The sequence below is a fragment of the Bradyrhizobium sp. USDA 4354 genome, assembly GCF_054060315.1.
The window spans coordinates 313120-330595 of the sequence record NZ_JBSSDC010000001.1 but is presented as its reverse complement, the minus strand read 5'-3'; the positions used below and the strand labels follow the sequence as shown (position 1 = coordinate 330595).

The 17476-nt window shown below is 64.1% G+C and carries 16 protein-coding genes; 8 read left to right on the top strand and 8 right to left on the bottom strand.

The genetic code is table 11. The annotated features are described in order from the left end of the window. Positions 1-25: 25 nt before the first annotated feature. Positions 26-1540 (bottom strand): helicase HerA domain-containing protein, encoded by a 1515-nt coding sequence (locus ACVIIV_RS01585; protein ID WP_456742601.1) that lies wholly within the window; start codon positions 1538-1540, stop codon positions 26-28. A 105-nt stretch (positions 1541-1645) separates the two neighbouring features. Next, the gene (locus ACVIIV_RS01580) at positions 1646-2464 is read right to left on the bottom strand and encodes a YkgJ family cysteine cluster protein (protein ID WP_456742600.1); all 819 of its coding nucleotides are present in this window, start codon (positions 2462-2464) and stop codon (positions 1646-1648) included. A 631-nt stretch (positions 2465-3095) separates the two neighbouring features. On the opposite strand from ACVIIV_RS01580, the gene ACVIIV_RS01575 reads away from it, so the two are divergent. After that, positions 3096-3524 (top strand): LysE family translocator, encoded by a 429-nt coding sequence (locus tag ACVIIV_RS01575; protein WP_456742599.1) that lies wholly within the window; start codon positions 3096-3098, stop codon positions 3522-3524. A 26-nt stretch (positions 3525-3550) separates the two neighbouring features. On the opposite strand, the gene ACVIIV_RS01570 is transcribed toward ACVIIV_RS01575, so the two are convergent. Continuing rightward, positions 3551-4615: a ketopantoate reductase family protein gene (locus ACVIIV_RS01570; RefSeq protein WP_456742598.1), complete on the bottom strand. Its 1065-nt coding sequence runs from the start codon at positions 4613-4615 to the stop codon at positions 3551-3553. A 599-nt stretch (positions 4616-5214) separates the two neighbouring features. Between ACVIIV_RS01570 and ACVIIV_RS01565 the strand changes: the two genes are divergently transcribed. Both ACVIIV_RS01565 and ACVIIV_RS01560 read left to right on the top strand, forming a co-directional pair. Further along, a complete protein-coding gene (locus ACVIIV_RS01565; protein WP_456742597.1) occupies positions 5215-5370 on the top strand; it encodes a hypothetical protein in 156 nt (51 codons plus the stop codon). 22 nt (positions 5371-5392) lie between these two features. Continuing rightward, on the top strand, positions 5393-6475 hold the full coding sequence (locus tag ACVIIV_RS01560; RefSeq protein WP_456742596.1) for an alpha/beta hydrolase: 1083 nt from the start codon (positions 5393-5395) through the stop codon (positions 6473-6475). A gap of 86 nt (positions 6476-6561) precedes the next feature. Here ACVIIV_RS01560 and ACVIIV_RS01555 read toward each other — a convergent pair whose 3' ends face one another. Next, the gene (locus ACVIIV_RS01555; protein ID WP_456742595.1) at positions 6562-7041 is read right to left on the bottom strand and encodes a MarR family winged helix-turn-helix transcriptional regulator; all 480 of its coding nucleotides are present in this window, start codon (positions 7039-7041) and stop codon (positions 6562-6564) included. A gap of 530 nt (positions 7042-7571) precedes the next feature. Between ACVIIV_RS01555 and ACVIIV_RS01550 the strand changes: the two genes are divergently transcribed. Continuing rightward, on the top strand, positions 7572-9113 hold the full coding sequence (locus ACVIIV_RS01550) for a porin (protein ID WP_456742594.1): 1542 nt from the start codon (positions 7572-7574) through the stop codon (positions 9111-9113). A gap of 1260 nt (positions 9114-10373) precedes the next feature. Here ACVIIV_RS01550 and ACVIIV_RS01545 read toward each other — a convergent pair. The 4 genes from ACVIIV_RS01545 to ACVIIV_RS01530 form a co-directional block, all read right to left on the bottom strand. Then, positions 10374-11009 (bottom strand): MarR family winged helix-turn-helix transcriptional regulator, encoded by a 636-nt coding sequence (locus ACVIIV_RS01545; RefSeq protein ID WP_456742593.1) that lies wholly within the window; start codon positions 11007-11009, stop codon positions 10374-10376. A gap of 797 nt (positions 11010-11806) precedes the next feature. Then, entirely contained in the window at positions 11807-13132 is a 1326-nt protein-coding gene (fliI, locus tag ACVIIV_RS01540; RefSeq protein ID WP_456742592.1) for a flagellar protein export ATPase FliI, read from the bottom strand. Positions 13133-13234: 102 nt separating this feature from the next. Then, positions 13235-13963: a flagellar basal-body rod protein FlgF gene (flgF, locus tag ACVIIV_RS01535; RefSeq protein WP_456742591.1), complete on the bottom strand. Its 729-nt coding sequence runs from the start codon at positions 13961-13963 to the stop codon at positions 13235-13237. Positions 13964-13966: 3 nt separating this feature from the next. Continuing rightward, entirely contained in the window at positions 13967-14755 is a 789-nt protein-coding gene (locus tag ACVIIV_RS01530) for a DUF1217 domain-containing protein (RefSeq protein WP_456742590.1), read from the bottom strand. 142 nt (positions 14756-14897) lie between these two features. On the opposite strand from ACVIIV_RS01530, the gene motA reads away from it, so the two are divergent. The 4 genes from motA (at position 14898) to fliN (ending at position 17475) form a co-directional block, all read left to right on the top strand. Continuing rightward, a complete protein-coding gene (motA, locus tag ACVIIV_RS01525; RefSeq protein WP_456742589.1) occupies positions 14898-15794 on the top strand; it encodes a flagellar motor stator protein MotA in 897 nt (298 codons plus the stop codon). Further along, positions 15791-16732 carry a flagellar motor switch protein FliM gene (locus ACVIIV_RS01520; RefSeq protein WP_456742588.1) on the top strand — a complete coding sequence of 314 codons (942 nt, stop codon included), beginning with the start codon at positions 15791-15793 and terminating at the stop codon, positions 16730-16732. Before motA ends, ACVIIV_RS01520 begins: the two co-directional genes overlap by 4 nt. Next, entirely contained in the window at positions 16713-17024 is a 312-nt protein-coding gene (locus ACVIIV_RS01515; RefSeq protein WP_456742587.1) for a hypothetical protein, read from the top strand. The genes ACVIIV_RS01520 and ACVIIV_RS01515 overlap by 20 nt, the downstream gene beginning before the upstream one ends. 76 nt (positions 17025-17100) lie before the next feature. After that, a complete protein-coding gene (gene fliN / locus ACVIIV_RS01510) occupies positions 17101-17475 on the top strand; it encodes a flagellar motor switch protein FliN (protein ID WP_027572802.1) in 375 nt (124 codons plus the stop codon). The last annotated feature ends 1 nt before the right edge of the window (position 17476 follow it).

Genomic DNA, 17476 nt, shown 5'->3' with positions numbered 1-17476 from the left:
CGGGCATGACGACCTCCATCTCGTATCAAGCCGAAGCTGCGCTCTGCGCTGGCTCCACCGGCAAATCATCGCCATGGGGATCGCCCGGCGCCGTGGCCCAGGCCAGATCCACCAGCGTCACGATCCGGCGGCCGCCGCCGTCGAGCTGGACGACGATCAGGCCCTGCTCCTCCATATAGCTCAGCAGGCGCTGCGCCCGGCGCAGCGAATGCGAGCCATAGGCCCGGGCGATCGCGGCATCGCCGGGGCAGGGCCAGCCTTCTTTCGCCGCGCGCGCGATCATCATGAACACGCCCTGCATGTCGTCGGGCAGGATCGAGGCGCGCAGCGACACGTCCTGCCAGGCGTCGTCTTCAGTGAGATCCGTCCCGAGCCCGGCGCGCGCATGCGTCAGCATGCGGCGGAATTCATTCAGGTCAGGCACGGCCGCGCCGAGGCCCTCGATGCGGCAGCGGACCACGAATTCCTGATAGAGCACGCCGATGGCGCGGAAGCCGGCGTCGGGCTCGGCCAGCACGGCGCGCAACGTGCGGTCGACACGTTCGCGCCGCTCCGCCAGCTCTTCGGCGCTGACCGGTACCTCGACCACCTCGGGCCGGATCTCCGGCGTGGCGGCCGCCTTCGCCGCGCGAAGCTGCTCCAGCAGATCCGGCGCGGGCCGGCGCTGCGGCCGGCTGGCATCGGGCGGTGGTGCCGCCAGGATCACGGCGCGCGCATCCTCCAGCGTCGCCTCCGGCAGCGGCATCAGCCGCGGCGTGGAATTGCGCGGGCTGGTATCGGTCGGCCCGATGTTCAGACGCAGCGGACGGCGCGACAGCGCAGGACCAAGCGCCATGAACTGGCCGCGCTCGAGATCGCGGAAGGCTTCGGCCTGCCGCCGCTCCATGCCGAGCAGATCGGCGGCGCGCGCCATGTCGATGTCGAGGAAGGTCCGGCCCATCAGGAAGTTGGAGGCTTCCGCCGCGACGTTCTTGGCGAGCTTGGCCAGGCGCTGGGTCGCGATGATGCCGGCAAGGCCGCGCTTGCGGCCGCGGCACATCAGGTTGGTCATGGCGCCGAGCGACAGCTTGCGCGCCTCGTCCGAGACTTCGCCGGCCACCGCCGGCGCGAACAGCTGCGCTTCGTCGACGACGACGAGCATCGGGTACCAATGGTCGCGGTCGACGTCGAACATTCCACCGAGAAAGGCCGCGGCGCGCCGCATCTGGTTCTCGGCATCGAGCCCTTCGAGATTGAGGACGGTGGAGACGCGATGCAGCCGCGCGCGCTCGCCGGCGACCTGAAGGCCGCGCTCGGTGTGGTCCTCGGCCTCGATCACCAGATGGCCGAAGCGCTCGGCCAGCGTCACGAAGTCGCCTTCGGGATCGATGATGGCCTGCTGCACCCAGGGCGCGCTCTGTTCAAGCAGACGCCGCAGCAGATGCGATTTGCCGGAGCCCGAATTGCCCTGCACCAGGAGGCGGGTCGCCAGCAGTTCCTCGAGGTCCATGGCGGCCGCGGCGCCTGCCGTGGTCTGCCCCATCTCGATCGCAACCGTCATGTCCCCGACTCAAGTCCCCATCATTGGCGGACAGGGGCTTATCAATCCCGCCGCGGCGCGTCGAGCGGCGCAGGACGAATCGTGCCGTGTTGCCCACGGACGCGTTCAGGCGTGATTCGATTGCCGTAGCAGTGCGGGCCGATAAGGGGCTTGCGGATCATCGTCCTCGTTCTCGGGGATCGCGCAGGAGCCGAATTCCTGCCTGATCCGCTCAATCTCGGCGATTCGCTCGTGCAACCGCCGCAGATGCTCCGGCGATGTCGCCTTCCAGAATCGGAACGTGTCGGCCGTGAGCGGCAGGAACGCGGTGCCTGATAGCGTCGGCTCGGGAACGACGGTGCGGCCAAGCAGCAGGAAGCGGTCGGTACCGGAGACGACGAGGGTGGCATAGCCCCTGTTTCCGATCCGCCTGATGCCGTTCAGCGACCATTCGGCGAGCTTGCTGAAATACGGCTCCTCGCGCCAGCGGTCCGGGCAATCGTCGTCGACGGTGACATTGACGGCGTCCTGGCTGAAATGCACCACGAGGCCGGCTTTCTCGGGAAACCAGTCGTCATCGAGATGGCCTTGCAGCCAGGCGCAGGTGAACGACCGGCACATTTGCGGGCGGCGGTCGTAAATGGCGCATCCGGTCCCTTTCTGCCAATGCCGGCAGAGCTGGTTCACCGGCTTGTCGACGGCGGCCACTTCGAGGATATCGCAGCAGGCGTTGCACGATCCGCACTGCCGGGCGGGACGGGCGGCCTTCGGCAGGCCGGTTGCGCGAAAGCCCTGGCCGTCGCGGACCAGCAGCTTCTGCTTCTCCAGCGCGGTCAACGCACGTTCGATCTTGAGACGGGATAGTCCGGTGGCGTCGATCACGCCCTTCATCGTCGTCGCGCCTGCCTCCACTGCGCGGACGACGCTCAGCATCGCCTGATCCATTTTTGTTGTTCTTGTTCTCTCAGCCGTGCATTGCGATTTCGCCGGAACAACAGACCGGCAAACAGGTCTCTGAAACCTGATTTAGAAAGATATGGTGCTCATCTCTTTGTGGCTGGCAAGAAGTCGGACCCGTCCTGCGCGCATGCAACGCTTGCGCGAATGAAGGACCTGCACGTGACGGAGCTCATCTCGCGCCGAAATCGGCTTGCTTTGCCCGCGAAGCGCCGGGATATGACGAGCGGCATGCAGTCGTCTCACGCAGTCGTGATATCAGCGCTCCGCGCGTGGGCGCGATGTGGCCGCGACCCGATCGCGTGGCCAATGAGGTGCAACGACGGTCGTTGAATTTGTGCCACACCGGGAACGGTGTTGCGCCGAACCAGACGTGAGCTGCGGTGCAGAGAGGCGATACCACGCTCGGCACGGAATGACGCAGATCAAGATCCGTGAGCCCGAGACCTGCTATCCGGCCGTATGACTTTTCTGACCTTCTTCACGGCGACCTACTTCCTGCTGGCGGTGCCGGGGCCAACCAACACCCTGCTCGCGACATCGGGGGCCGGAGCCGGCGTCTCGCGCTCCCTTCATCTGCTCGCGGCGGAGCTATGCGGGTATCTGCTGGCGATTGCGGGTGCTGCGGCTGGCGCTCGGTCCTTTCATCAGCGACGTCCCGATTGCGGCACTGGTGCTCCGCGTTGCCGTGACGATCTACATCCTGTGCCTCGCGGCCATGCTCTGGCGCGTCAACACGCGCGAGCTGCGCGACGGTGCTGCGGTGACGTTCGGTCAGGTGCTGCTGACGACCCTGTTGAACCCGAAAGCACTGGTCTTCGCGTTCCTGCTCCTGCCGCTTGGAGCCGGGCCGCTCGAATTGGTGCCGTGGCTCGGCGTGATCGTGCTTCAGATTCTCACCGCCGGCGCCGCGTGGATCATTCTGGGTGCAACACTCGGACGCGGCGCCCGTCGCCTCGGGCGCCCTGACCTCGTCACGCGTATCGGCGCGGTCACGCTGGTCGCCGTGACCGGCCTGATCTGGCTTCAATCATTCCTGATTGCCTGAGCGCCGACGTCGCTGGAGGCGGCGCGCTACTGCGCGCCGGATCCGCCCTGCACGATCTTCTCGTTCAGCTTCTGGTCCACGGTATCGACGGTGCGGTCGATCTCGGCGTTGGGCACGCCGAGCTGATGCGAGATCAGCTTCACCAGGAGGTCGACGCGTTCGATGAAGGGCGCGCCGCTCGCGACCGCGCGCGCGGCCGAGGACGGCTTGAGCAGGCTCTCGGCGGCCTTGGCATATTTCGCGAACGGCACCTGGTCCTGCGGATCGGCGCCGAGGCGGCGGGCGATCGCGTCGACATGGTCGTAGATCGTCTGCGAGCGCTTGAGATCGCCATGCACGGCGTCGCGGATCGACTGCGGCTCATTGGGAGTGATGCAGCGGTAATTGCCGGTGAGCAGCATCGACCATTTCGCCAGCGGTACGAACAATGAGTCGAACACCTTCAGCTTCACCGGCACGTCGTGGCCGTCGAGCGTCACCGCGTCGATATCGGCTTCGAGTTCGCGCAGCAGCTTGTTGTGCTTCTCGTCGGCAAAGACCGATGCCTTGAAGTTGGTGGGCAGGCCGACATGAAGCACGTTGGCGGCTTCTTCCGGCGGACGGAATGCCTGCGGGTCGGGCGAGCACAGCGTCACCAGTCCCGGCTCGAACCGCTCCCACACCTGCGCATTGGTGTAGGCCTCCTCGAGATCCATGTGCGCGAGCGCCGGAATCCGCTTCAGATAGGGCAGTGGCGGCATGTTCATGATCGACAGGCACGGCAGCTTCGCCGCGGCGATCTTGACCATGAGAACGCGAACCGTGTGGTTGGTGTATTGCGGCTCCTGCATCGCAAGGCCGACCAGATCGTAACGGGAGAGGTCGACATTGGCCGGCGTGACCGCATCGAGCTTGCCGGGCAGGTCGCGGGAGAAGATCGCACGGTGCACCGTCTCGTCGCGCAACTTGATGCGCACCTCGGTACCGTCGCGGTTGATCAGCTCCGCGGTCTTGGCGCGGCAGACCAGGGTCACGTTGTGCCCGGCCATCAGCAGCTTCGTGCCCAGCAGCGAGCCGTAAGAAGCCCCGAGAATCAATATGTTGCGCGCCATGCTCCGTCCCTTTGACAATTTGTGTGATTTTTCAGCCCCGGCCGTCATGCGCGGGCGAGTTGCCGGCATGTAAAGCGAACTGGGTGGGGATGGCAACTGGGATAATGCATACAAGGCGGCGCGAGGGGTCCCAAGCCGTGGGGCAAAAGGCTCGGGTCCTTGCTCGTTCGAGAATACTGCGCTTTCCGGATCGGGATCTTTCAGGTGTCCCGGCTCATTCCAGCTCGCCGTAGGCGCAACGTCGTCGTCACACGTCGCTCGCGGATGAGCGGCACAATGGCGGGTCTTGGCGGTTCTCCTGCCACCTCGGCACTCGGCATTGATGCGGTGGCGATGCGCCGCATCCTTCACCACATCGTGCTTTCACAATCGCGGCCTACACAGGCATGTCTCTTCTGTCGGCACGCCAAGTATTTTTGACTCGCCGACCGCAACAAGAAACGACAAAGCCCGCATCGCAAAGTTGGCAGGGTGCGCGGCGATAAACTGTCTGTCAGCGACGGAGCTGGGACGTGACGATTGGGGTGAGCCGGCCTGGACTTTGTGCCCAAGCACGCGCGTTTGAAATGCAGACCGTTTCGCGCTGTCGCAGCGCCGAGATGGCGCTGAAGGAAATCGCCGAGATGGGCAGCATCGCCAGGCGCAGGCGCAATGGACGCGATCAGGCGCGCCTGCGATCGCATCGAGCAGGCGTGCACGGGGCCAAGCAGAACGCGAAGCCGGCCGATCCGGACGCAAGTCCGGCCAACCGTTGACGGCGCCGTTCGGGGGACTGACATGGAAGGTGATCATTGGCCTCACCGCTCGTGCGACGGCGCCGGTCGAAACCTGGCACGCTTGCGGGATCGCGCATCGCAATTTTTCGAAAGCCTGTCCGTCGCAGAGCTTGCGCGTGAGACGCACCGGCATCTGTGGATTTCAGACTGGTTGAGGGTCGCAGACGACTACCGGACATTGGCCGAATCTGCGCGCGAAACGCGTTCCTCTCCGATTGCCGGGGAAGCTTGGCTATGTTCGTTGACGGCCCTTGAAGTCGCCAGAAGCCTGTCTTGTCCGGGAGATGCCGAGAGTGCCGACCTCGCAGACGAGGTCAGTACCAGCCTGAGAGGTCTCGAGACAGAGGCTGGTCTGGCGATTGAGCGCGTCAAGATCGACTGCTTCGACCAAGGTGCGCTGGCTGGCTTCTTTCTGCCGGCGCTCCGTCGCGGGTCTGCCGCACCAGCGGTGATCTGCGTCGGTGACGAGGGCGCCACTTTGGGCTCGATGATGAGCAGGCTGTTGCCAGCCTCGCTCTGCGGGACCATGTCGCTGCTGCTCGTTGATGCCGCCAATTCAACGGTTCATCGCTCCTTCAAGCCGGAGCACAGGCTTCAGTTCTGGCTGGACTATCTGGAAGCTCGCCCCGATGTCGACCCGCGGCGGATCGGAATCTATGGCGAAGGGGCGGGCGCCTCCCATGCCTCCCGCCTCGCGCTCTCGGATCGCAGGATCGCGGCGGCCGTGTGCGACGGCGGGCTTGCGACCACCGTCATGTGTCAGGCGTCACTTCGCTTGATGACCGGCTTCGGGCCGGCCGTTCCTGACCGGGTCTCGAGAGAGGCAATGCTGCCGCAGCGTCGGATCCCGTGCCCGCTGCTCATGGTCGTCGGGAGTCGCTCCATGATGTGGGAGCATGATGCTCTCGAGCTGCAAGCCGACTATCGGCAGATTGGAGTTGATTGCTCGGTCGTCGTGCCCAACAACGTCCCGCACCCGCTCGGCGAGGTCGAGAATTTCATCGCCGTTGACGATTTCATTCTCAAGTGGCTCGACAGCAAGCTTGGATCTGCCCGTCAGCTTGATCCGGTGACCCACCTCTAGCTTGTCTCGCGGCATCGCAGGACCTGGCGGCGCGACGACAGCAGCGCCCCGGCTCGGGCGCTCATTTGATGCCCGGCAGCAGCGGATCAGGACGCGTCGATAGCCAGCAATCGCGCAGCCAGCCGGGCGTTCTTGGCGATGGTTGCGAGCGAAGCGTTCAATTCAGCCAAGGTCTTCTCGTCGAAATCGTTGAACATCGTCGAATTCAAGGCGAGCTTTCGCTTCGACAATTTTTCGATCTCCGTCGTCGCCTTCGTCGTGAGCGACATCAGGACGAAGCGGGCATCGTCCGCAGCCGGTCGCCGCGACAGAAGGCCACTCTTTTCGAGGGACTTGGTCTGGTTGGTCACGAAGGCCGGGTGGACCCGCAGCTTGTTGGCGATGTCGATGCCGGCGACGCCGCGCCCCTCGTCCAGTTCAGTGATCGCCATCAGGATCAGCCATTGCGGCTGGGTAATGCCCAGCAGTCCGGCCCAGCTGGTGTGAATGTCCTCCAGCTGAGCGTGAATTTCGACGACGTTCCAGATGAAGTCCGTAATCGCCCTGTCGAGTTTCTTCTCGAGCATGCGGCTCCCCGTTTGGCTTTGACCGGTTTTTTATTGTTCTTGGATCAGTCTTTTACCGGGATATTGGGGGGACGTCTCGAATATCGCGCAATGATCATGGCGGTAGACGCAACATCGCGCGAACAGATTGGCCACTTGGTGCTTGCAAAAAGCAATTAATTAAATTACGTCTCCCCGCACTCAGAATTTGCTGCTCTTGACCATTGCGACAGGCAGCGATGTGAGACCTCCAAGAAAGCCCTCGGGATGCCCCCTGAGGGCTTTTTCTTTTTATTACAATTTGTTGACAGGTTCCCCGGCTCTCCCTGTTGCGCCCGGGCAACATTCCGCGCCGAACTGTAGATTCACTAAATCAATAAATTGAGGCCATTGTTTTTATAAACTATACGTGAGGCACGACGGAGGGGGGGCACCTCGCTGTCGTTTCAGTCCGGACCTTCAGTGCGGATCTGAATTGAACGGAAATTATGAGGGTGAAGCGGTGTCCTCCGAGGAAGCCGAGCCCCTGAATCGACCTGGAGGTTTACCTAATGAAGTTGACGAAGACGCTTTTGCTCGGCTCGGCTGCCGGCCTGATGGCCGCCTCCGGGGCGTTCGCTGCCGATCTCCCCGTGAAGGCCAAGGCGGTCGAATATGTGAAGATCTGCTCGCTGTACGGCGCTGGATTCTACTACATCCCGGGCACCGACACCTGCATCAAGCTGGGTGGTTATCTGCGCGCTGAAGTCGCGTTCAACACCAACAGCAACTACGGCATCTCGAACGGCGCTCCCGCCGGTGCGCACAACCGCCTGAGCAACTACTACCAGATGCGCGCTCGTGAAGACCTCAACATCGACACGCGCACCGCGACCGAATACGGCGTCGTCCGCACCTACTTCGACGCGGTCTTCACCTGGACGACCGGTGGCTACGTCGGCACGGGCTCCGCTACTGGCACGACTGGTTACACAGCCACGACGGCCGGTACCACCACCATCAACTCGACCGACGGCGGCACCTCGGGTGGTTCGCTCGGCGTGTACTACGCCTTCATCCAGTTCGCCGGCTTCACCATGGGTAAGGCCGTGTCGCAGTTCGACGCGCCCTGGACCAACTATCCCGGCAACAACATCGACAGCCTCGTCGGCGGCAGCGGCACCGTCACTGGCGTGAACCAGTTCACCTACACCGCTGACTTCGGTCAGGGCATCACGGCGTCGTTCTCGGCCGAAGATGCGACGGCCTACTACCAGGCCGGCAACCTCAACATGACCGGCGCGACTGCCGCTGGCATGGTTGGCGGTTCGTATGGCTCGAACGCCATCGGCGGCTCGCGTTCGCCGAACCTCGTCGGTATGGTCCGTGTCGACCAGGCCTGGGGCCTGTTCCAGGCGTCGGTTGCTGCGCATGACAACCACGTCGCCTATTACGGCGCGACCGAGACCACTGGCCACCCCGACGACAAGTGGGGTTGGGCGGTTCAGCTCGCTCTGTCGATCAAGAACATCCCGACCGGTGCGGGTGATGTGATCAACATCCAGGGCGTCTACACGGACGGTGCGACCCGCTACAACTTCCAGAACCTGGCGGGCAGCTCCTACCAGATGTACGGCAGCTCGGGCATCGCCTATCAGAGCGTCGGCTTCGCCAATGCTCCTGACACGGTGTTCGTCACCGGCTCGCAGCAGGAGACGGTCAAGACCTGGGGCTTCCGTGGTGCGTACACCCACAACTGGGATCCGTACTGGAACACCGCGCTCTACGGTGCTTATGCTCAGGCGCAGTTCGGCACGCTCGCCAAGACCGCGCTCTGTGGCGCCGGCGGTGCTGGCGGCGTGTTCGGCGGCCTCGCGGGTGTCACGGGTTGTAACCCTGACTTCGCGATCGGCCAGATCGGCATCATCACCCGCTGGACCCCGGTCAAGAACCTGACCTTCTCGGGCGACCTGAACTGGACCCGTCTCGACCAGAAGTACTCGGGCACTGCCGTGCTCAGCCCGGCTGCCAACACGGCCAAGCCGACCGCTGCGTACGAGCTGAAGGACCAGGACAGCTTCACGCTGCTGCTCCGCGCCCAGCGCAACTGGTAATATCTGTCGAAGCCTTTCGACGAGCACCCGGCGGGAAACCGCCGGGTGTTTTTTTGTGTGCATTCTGCGTGATATATGGGACCGGGATGTGTCGCCCGGCTGTCAACCCGCCGGCGCAAAATATTCCTCTTTGCCGAAATTCGGAAATATCGTATGTGTCGCCCCATCCCGGCTCATTCTTGAGGGGCGATCATGAGGTCGTCATGTTCGCGAGCTGGGCTTGCGGTGGACGCAGCAGCGTCGTGTACGAGATGTCAAGGGCAGGGCGGATTGCTCTCCGTGAGCCCGAGGCTTCGTGCGGACGAGCGGCGCTGTCAGGTTCGTCTCGCCTGTAAGTTTCCGGCTCCGTCGACGGGGCCGGGAAAACTGCGGCGAAATGGCGGGCCGTGCGTACGGCAAAACCGTGTGGTCCTGGCCGTCGTTGCTACGGTCAAGCCTTGGCGGATGCGGCAGTCGCGTCAACCGGCGCGGGTGCCGGTGAATTTCGCGAAGGCGAGGGAGGCCAGAAGGAACTCGGCTCCCGGGAGAGCACGGCATAAGCCGTCCAACCATCGCGCAGGGAAGGCCGAGTGATTGGCACCACCTGTATGCTGCTGTGCGGTTCTTCCTGCGTGTGCTTCTCGCGCAGCGGACCGCGGGTGCGAGGTCAGCACCCGGCCTTCCCTGCGCCCTCTTGGTTTCAGAGGGTGGCAAGACGAAGCAAAGCTCGGGCGAAATCAGCCGCGAGAACGTGAAGCCGCGTCTGCGGCCATACATTCGCTGTCATCTGTCATCGCCCGGCTCGACCGGGCGATCCAGTACTCCGAGACGGCAGTGATTGAATCGAGAGGCCGCGGCGTACTGGATTCCCCGCTCCAGTGCGCGTGCGCACAAGGCGGGGAATGACAGCGTCACTTGGAGCACCAAGCTGTCACCTCACACTCCGTCATTGCGAGCGCAGCGAAGCAATCCAGAATCTTTCCGCGGCGGGATTCTGGATTGCTTCGTCGCAAGGGCTCCTCGCAATGACGAGGAGGAGAGAGTGTGCGCCACACGCCTCTCTCGTGCCCCGGACGCAGCGCAGCGCTCCTTCAGTGGTGCGCCGCAGAGCCGGTGCCCATCTCGCCGCATTGAACCATGTCGCTCTGGGTACCGACTCTGCGCCGCAACGCTCGCCGCGTTGCAGCTTGTCCGGGACGCGAGAGTTGCCAACGATGGATGTTGGCATGGACTCTCTCCGCTGGCCTTGCCGCCGTTGTCCGTTCCGACCTTGGACGCGCCTCAGCCCTGGCTGGCCACGCGCGCGCGTTCGAGATGCTGCTCGATCTTGGGGCGGTCACGCGTGCGCTCGAAACTGGTGCAGAGCAGTTCGGTCTCCTCGAGCGAGACCGGAGCACGATAGAGCCGGCACATGAATTCGGCGGTTCCACGTCCCTTGCCGGTGCCCGGGCCGCGCTCCGCGAGAAACATGCAGTCCCGGCAGACGCTGGCATCGAGCCGCTGATGGGCCGCGTCGAGATGATTGAGGATCTCGCGGAGAGAGTCGCGCAGCCTGATGCACTCGTCGGTCCCGAGCGCCGTGACCGCATTCATCACGTGGTTGATCGGGTCGTGCTGGCTCAGGCATTTCTCGCCCTGAGCGGTGACGTGCAGGACGACGGAACGCTTGTCCTCGTGCGACGGCTTTCGCACCAGAAAGGACTTGCTCTCCAGAGTCTTCACGATCTGCGATGCAGTCGCTCGGGTGGCGCCGATGAAGCCGGCCAGCGCGGACGGGGTGCGCGAAAACCTGTTGGCGCGGCCGAGAAAGCGCAGCGCCATCCACTCCCGATCGCGCAATCCATGCTGATTGCCTTCGAAATACCAAGCCCTCGCCGCCTGAACCAGCAGCTCGACGGCTTCTCGCGCCAATGGCATGAATCTACCTCGTCCCCGGAACTTCGTCTGCGGCGTCCCGAAGCCGCCTTGCGCCCTGAGCGTCCGACCAGCATGTCGTGTCGAACCCTCGTCCAAAGGCACGGACCGCAACGCGCCGAACCTTGGCCGACGGGCGTCGCATCGTCCGGAGCGAGAGGCTGCGCCGCCGATGGCATGCCGACGTCGTCGTCGCGCGGGAGCCCGGGTTGCCATCGTCGGCAGACGGTGGATCGGAGTAGTTCAACCGAAACCCCCAAAGTTCAAGTCACAAGCAGACGTTTCTTGTATTCCGCGGAAACGATGAATGAGCTTCTCAACAAAATCAAGTAGAGACCCTCGCGGAGACTGGATGTCGTCGCAAGCGAATGGAACGTTCAAGGCAATCTCACGCTTCGGGACACATGATGGTGAATGCAATACGCTGCCTGACGAGCAGCCTGCGCTCAACTTACGAAGGTTTGATTGCACGGCACGTTGTTGTCTGTCGTTGACGCAAATTGATCGAAGCTTGTGCACGAGGATCATGTTGGCGCGGCACGTCATCCACAACTTGTGCGTTCTGTCGGAAAAACGCCAGGGGAACTCACAGGAATTGCACGTGCCGGTTGTTGCCGCCGTGCTCGCGGAATCGTCCGCTCGATCGTCTGCACCACTGCCGCGCGTTGCGCTCACGACGGAAATCGGTGATGGGTGTGCGCGCGCATGCGCTGGAAGCGTGACGACATGCGCAATCTGCTGTCGAAAACCACGAGCAGGACGGGCGGCAGGCGGCGCTCGCGCCGTCCCCTCTCCACCTGCTATTCGCCCTTGAGCATGTCCCGGAGCTCGCGGAATGGATCGGCGCTCGGCGGGGCCGAAGCGCCTTGCCGCATCGCGCTGTAGATTCGCGGAACCATCTCGACCGCCTGGTCGAGGCCCGAATCACGTCCCGACTGATAGCCGCCCATCAGGCGAAGGTCGCGCGTGTCCTCGTATTTCGCGATCATGGCGCGCAGCTTGCTCACCAATTCGCGCTCCTCGGGGTCCCAGACGTTATGGGCGAGGCGGGAGACCGAGGCCAGAACGTCGACTGCCGGATAGCGCGCCTGGTCGGCGATGTGTCTGGAGAGCACGATGTGCCCATCGAGTGTGCTTCGAATCGTGTCCGCGATCGGCTCGTTGTGATCGTCGCCGTCGACCAGCACGGAGAAGATTCCGGTGATCGTGCCGGATCCCTCCTCTCCGGGCCCGGCGCGCTCCAGCAGGCGCGGCAGATCGGTGAAAACCGTCGGCGCGTAGCCGCGCGCGACCGCGGGCTCGCCTGCGGCGAGCGCGACCTCGCGGGCGGCGTGGGCGAACCGGGTGATCGAATCGACCATGAGCAGGACCGATTCGCCGCGGTCGCGGAAATATTCGGCGACCGCCATCGCCGTCTTCGGCGCCAGCCGCCGCATCATCGGGCTTTCGTCGCCCGTCGATACGATTGTGACGGCGCGGTGACGGTCGCTGCCCAGCACGTCCTCGATGAACTCGCGCACCTCGCGGCCGCGCTCGCCGACCAGGGCCAGCACGACGGTGTCAAAGCCCTGGCTGCGGGCGAGCATCGCAAGCAGCGTCGATTTGCCGACGCCCGATCCGGCAAAGATGCCGACGCGCTGGCCGGCGCAGATCGGGGCAAACAGGTCGATGACGCGTACGCCGGTGCGCAACGGCTTGTGCACGCGTGCGCGCTTCATGGCCGACGGCGCCTCCGCCTCCGCCGAGACCGCCTGGGATCCCTGGGTGAGTGGCCCCTGTCCGTCCAGCGGCGCGCCGAGGGCGTTGATGACGCGGCCCTTCCAGCTCGGATCGGGCGCGAAGGCCAGAGGCGGCATCCGGTAGGCGACCGAGCCGAGCCCGCCGGCAAATTGCCGGTCGAACGGCTTGGCAACGATGCCGTCGCTGTCGATCCGCACCACTTCGCCGATCTGGCGCTTGCCGGCCGAATTGACGCCGATGAGCTCGCCGAGCCTGACGAAGCGCGACAGGCCGGAGACGCGGAAATGCGTCGGCGCGATCTCGGAGATCGCGCCGCTGACGCTTGCCAGGGGAGTGCTCTGCTGAAGTTCCAGCAGCGCCCACTCGAGTTGCCGAAGAGCGTTCAAGGAAACCGTCCAACCTCAATCCTGAAGCATGATCCGGAAAAGTGTGCAGCGGTTTTCCCGAAAGATCATGCTCAAACAACAACCTAAAGCGCGAGGCGCAGTCTACTTGCCGGGTTCGCCGAGCGTCCGGATCGCGTTCTGCAGCGAGCTCTCGGTGCCCTCGATCATCGAGTTGGTGCCGTCGAAGGCGCGCGAGGCCGAGATCAGCCGCGTCAATTCGAGCATCGGATTGGCGCCGGAACCCTCGACATAGCCTTGCTTGAAGCCGTCCCGGGAGAAATCGGCGATGGCGGTCGCGGGCCGGTCGGGTGTCACGCCGGAATTGCCGTAGCGTTCGAGATTGGCGTCGGGTGGAATGTTGAACAGGCCGATGGTGCCGATCTCGTTGTTGTCCTGGGTGATCGCGCCGCTGCGCGCGATCGAGATCGGTCCGCCGTTCGGGTCGAGCGTGATCTGCGCGCCGCCGGAATCGACGACGGGGAAGCCGCTCACTGTCTGAAGATCGCCATTGGGGGCGATCTGGAGGCGGCCGTCGCGCGTGTAGACCGTGCCGTTCGGACCGGCGAAGGCGATCCAGCCCTGGCCGACCACGGCGACGTCGAGCGGGTTGCCGCTCTCGGTGATGTTGCCCATCTCGCGCGAGATGATGTTGTCGCCGGGCGAGGAGAACGCCACCGGGGTCGGCCCCGCCTTGGACAGCACGGTCTCGAACTTCACCACGTCGGTGCGGAACGCCGCCGTGTTGACGTTGGCGACGTTGTTGGCGATCGTCTGGAGGCGCTTCTCGAGGGCGACCTGCGCCGACAATCCCACATAGAGAGCCGATTGCATGACTTACCTGTTGAACTTGATGTTCTGAAGCGTCGTGAGCACGTTGGTATCCATGCTGATCGACGTCGCGGCGCCGGCGATCAGGACCAGCGCGGGATTGGTCGAGCTGTCGCTCTGGGCCTGGGTCGCATCCCACATCGCCGCGAAGCGCTGCACGAACTTGGTCACCTTGGCCGGGTCCTGGAAGTCGGTGAGGTTGATCTTGCTCGCGATCATCTTGGCCTGGGCGTCGATGTCGGCCGAGCTGATCGTCGCCGGCAGGCCGAGCGCGGTCTGAACCACCTGCGTCAGCGCCTTGTCCGCGAGGATCTGGTAGGCGGTCGTGATCGTGGAAGCCTTGCGGGTGAAATACAGCGCCAATCGCAGGCCCTCGTTCTGATCGCCGGCCTTCTCCTCCATCGTCTGCGTGACGTATTGGGTCGCGGTACCGGTCGTGGCCGCGGCGGTCTGGGTCGCCTTGTCGCCGAGGGCGGCGAAATTGAAGGCGGTTGCGAATTGCCGGTAGCGGGTGTCGGTCAGCTTGTTGGCGAAGGCGTCCTTGCTCGCGACCCCCTCGGTCAGCACCTTGCGCATGAACGCCTTGGCATAGGTCATGTCGCTGAGGCCATAGGCCTTCATCGCGTAGGAATAGAGACGATAGTCCTTCAGGAAATCGTCGATGGTCTTCACCTTGCCGATATGGCTGAGGAAATAATCGGTCTCGCGGCTGACGTCCGGCTGCTTCGCGACCTGCGTCAGCGACTTGCCCATGTCCTTGGTCAGCCTGGTGTAGTCCGCGATGGTGGATAGCATGACACGCGCCCCTCTGGCCGCCGTTGCGACACCGCTTCAAGCTGCCGCCAATTGCTTGCGCGGGGCTGGCGACGAAGAAGCCAGCTTCGCGCAAGCGTCGCCGACTAGATATTCCCAGTGGGATCGGCGATGGAGTGGCGCGTTGGGCAGTTTCGTGGGGGTTTTCATCACGGTAGCGGCGCTGCTCGGTGGATTTGCTGCCATGGGCGGGCACCTTGGCGTGCTCATGCAGCCGTGGGAGTTCGTGATCATCATGGGCACCGCGGCCGGCACCTTCATCGTGGCCAATCCGTGGAAGACGGTCGTGGACACCGGCGTTGCCTGCATGCAGGCCATCGCCGGCGCAGTGCCGGGGCAGCGCTATTATCTCGACCTGCTCGGGGCGCTGCATGCGCTGATGCGTGAGCTGCGGGGCAAGGGCCGCAATGAGGTCGAGGCGCATATCGACGACCCCTCGTCCTCCGAGATCTTCAAGGCGTTCCCGAGCGTGCTCGGAGATCCCTCGCTACTCCAGTTCATCTGCGACTATGTCCGCCTCATCATCATGGGCAATGCGCGCACGCACGAGATCGAGGCGCTGATGGACGAGGAGATCCACACTATAGTGAAGGGCAAGCTGGCGCCCTATCATGCGCTGGTGACGGTGTCCGAGGCGCTGCCGGCGCTGGGCATCGTCGCCGCCGTGCTCGGCGTCATCAAGGCGATGGGCGCGCTCGACCAATCCCCGAAGCTGCTCGGCGGCTTCATCGGCGCGGCCCTTGTCGGCACCTTCGCCGGCATCTTCCTGTCCTATGGCGTCCTTTCGCCCTTCGCGATCAAGATCAAGATGACGCGCGAGAAGAAATGCCGGCCCTACATCATCGTCAAGCAGACGCTGCTGGCGTTCATGAACGGTGCCATGCCGCAGATCGCCGTCGAGCACGGCCGCAAGATGATCGCGAGCACGGAGCGGCCATCGATCGACGTCGTCGAGAATGAGACCATCGCAGGTCCCAAGGCGGTCGTAACCGAGGCCGAACCCAAGGCGGCGCGCGCATGATGATGGAAGACGCCGAGGTCGATCAGCGCAAGCAGCTGCCGAACTACCTGCTGGACGCCGCCGGCATATCGATCGATCGTATGCCGATGCTCAATGTGATCTTCGATCGCATGGCCGCATCGTGCACCGACAGCCTGCAGCCGATGGCTGGAACGCCCTGCTATTTCTCGGTCAACGGCATCACCAACGACCGCGTCGGCGACATCATCAAGGACTACGAGGCCAATGCGGTCGCGGCGGTGCTCTATGCCGAGCAGTGGGACTCGCGCGTCATCATCATGCTCGACCGTGACTTCGTGTTCACGATGGTCGAGGCGATGTTCGGCTCTGACGGCGCCGAGCCGCCGCTCGACGTCGAGCGCTCGTTCTCGAACATCGAGCTCCGACTGGTGCAGGCGTTGTTCGAGCGCTTCGCCAAGGCGCTGCAATCCGCCTTCGCCGGCACTTCGAACGTCACCTTTCGCGTCGAGCGGGTCGAGACGGCGATGGCGTCGCTGGCGATCGGGCGCGCCAGCAACATGTCGATTTGCGCGAACATGATGGTGCAGGCGCTCTACCGCGGCGGCCAGATGTTCCTGATCATTCCGCACTCCGCGCTCAACCCGCTCAGGCAGAAGCTCGCTCACGTCGTCGTCAGCGACGGCCGTGCCACCGATCCGCGCTGGCGCGAGCAGATGGAGAGCGAGGTCCACCGGACCGAGGTGACGCTCAGCGCGGTGCTCGACGAGAAGATGGTGACGCTCGGCGACGTCGTGAAGTTCAAGGTGGGGCAGGTGCTCGAGCTCGAGGCCACGCCGCGCACGCTGGCCCGTCTCGAAAGCAACAACCAGGTGCTGTTCTGGTGTCAGATCGGCCAGCTTGATGGCTATTACGCCATGCAGGTGGCAGATCCCGTCGATCAGAAGCGGGAGTTCGTCGATGATATCCTATCTCGTTGATGTCGTGCTGCTGATTGCGCTCGCCTTCACCAGCATGCGGGTCACCAGGATGCACCGTGAGCTGGCGCGGTTGCGCAGTTATCAGGGTGAATTCTCGACCATCGTGCACGAGACCGCGGGTGCGTTCGACACGGTCATCTCGGCGGCGCACGATTCTACCGCCAATCTCGGAAGGCTCGCCAACGTGCTGAGCACGAAGATCGATCAGGCGCACGAGGCGATCGCGGCGCTCGATGCGCGGAGCGGGCTCGTACCCGCCGCGACCGCGGGCGCCGACCTGAACAAGCATTGAAGCCGAAGCCGGCAGAACGAATACGATCGGAACGCCGCGGCGCTCCGGGAGTGGAAATACCAAGAGGCGATACCAAATGGCGCAATCCTTCGACTATGAGTCTGCACCTGCATCGGCAGAGGCCGAGACGTCTCCGCTGGAGCGGCTGGCGGAGATCGCCCAGCGCACGGCCGAGGAGACCGGCAAGTTCGCCAATGTCGACGCCATCCTGCGCATTCCCGTCACCATGCAGGTGGTGCTCGGATCGGCGACCATTCCGGTGGCAAACCTGATGAAGCTCGGCCGCGGCGCGGTGGTTCCGCTCGATCACCGGGTCGGGGAGCCCGTCGATGTCGTCGTCAACGGCCGCATCGTCGCCCGCGGCGAGGTGGTCGTCGTCGAAGAGGACAATTCCCGCTTCGGCGTCTCGCTCACGGAGATCGTCGGACCGCTGGGGCAGGGTGATACCTGAC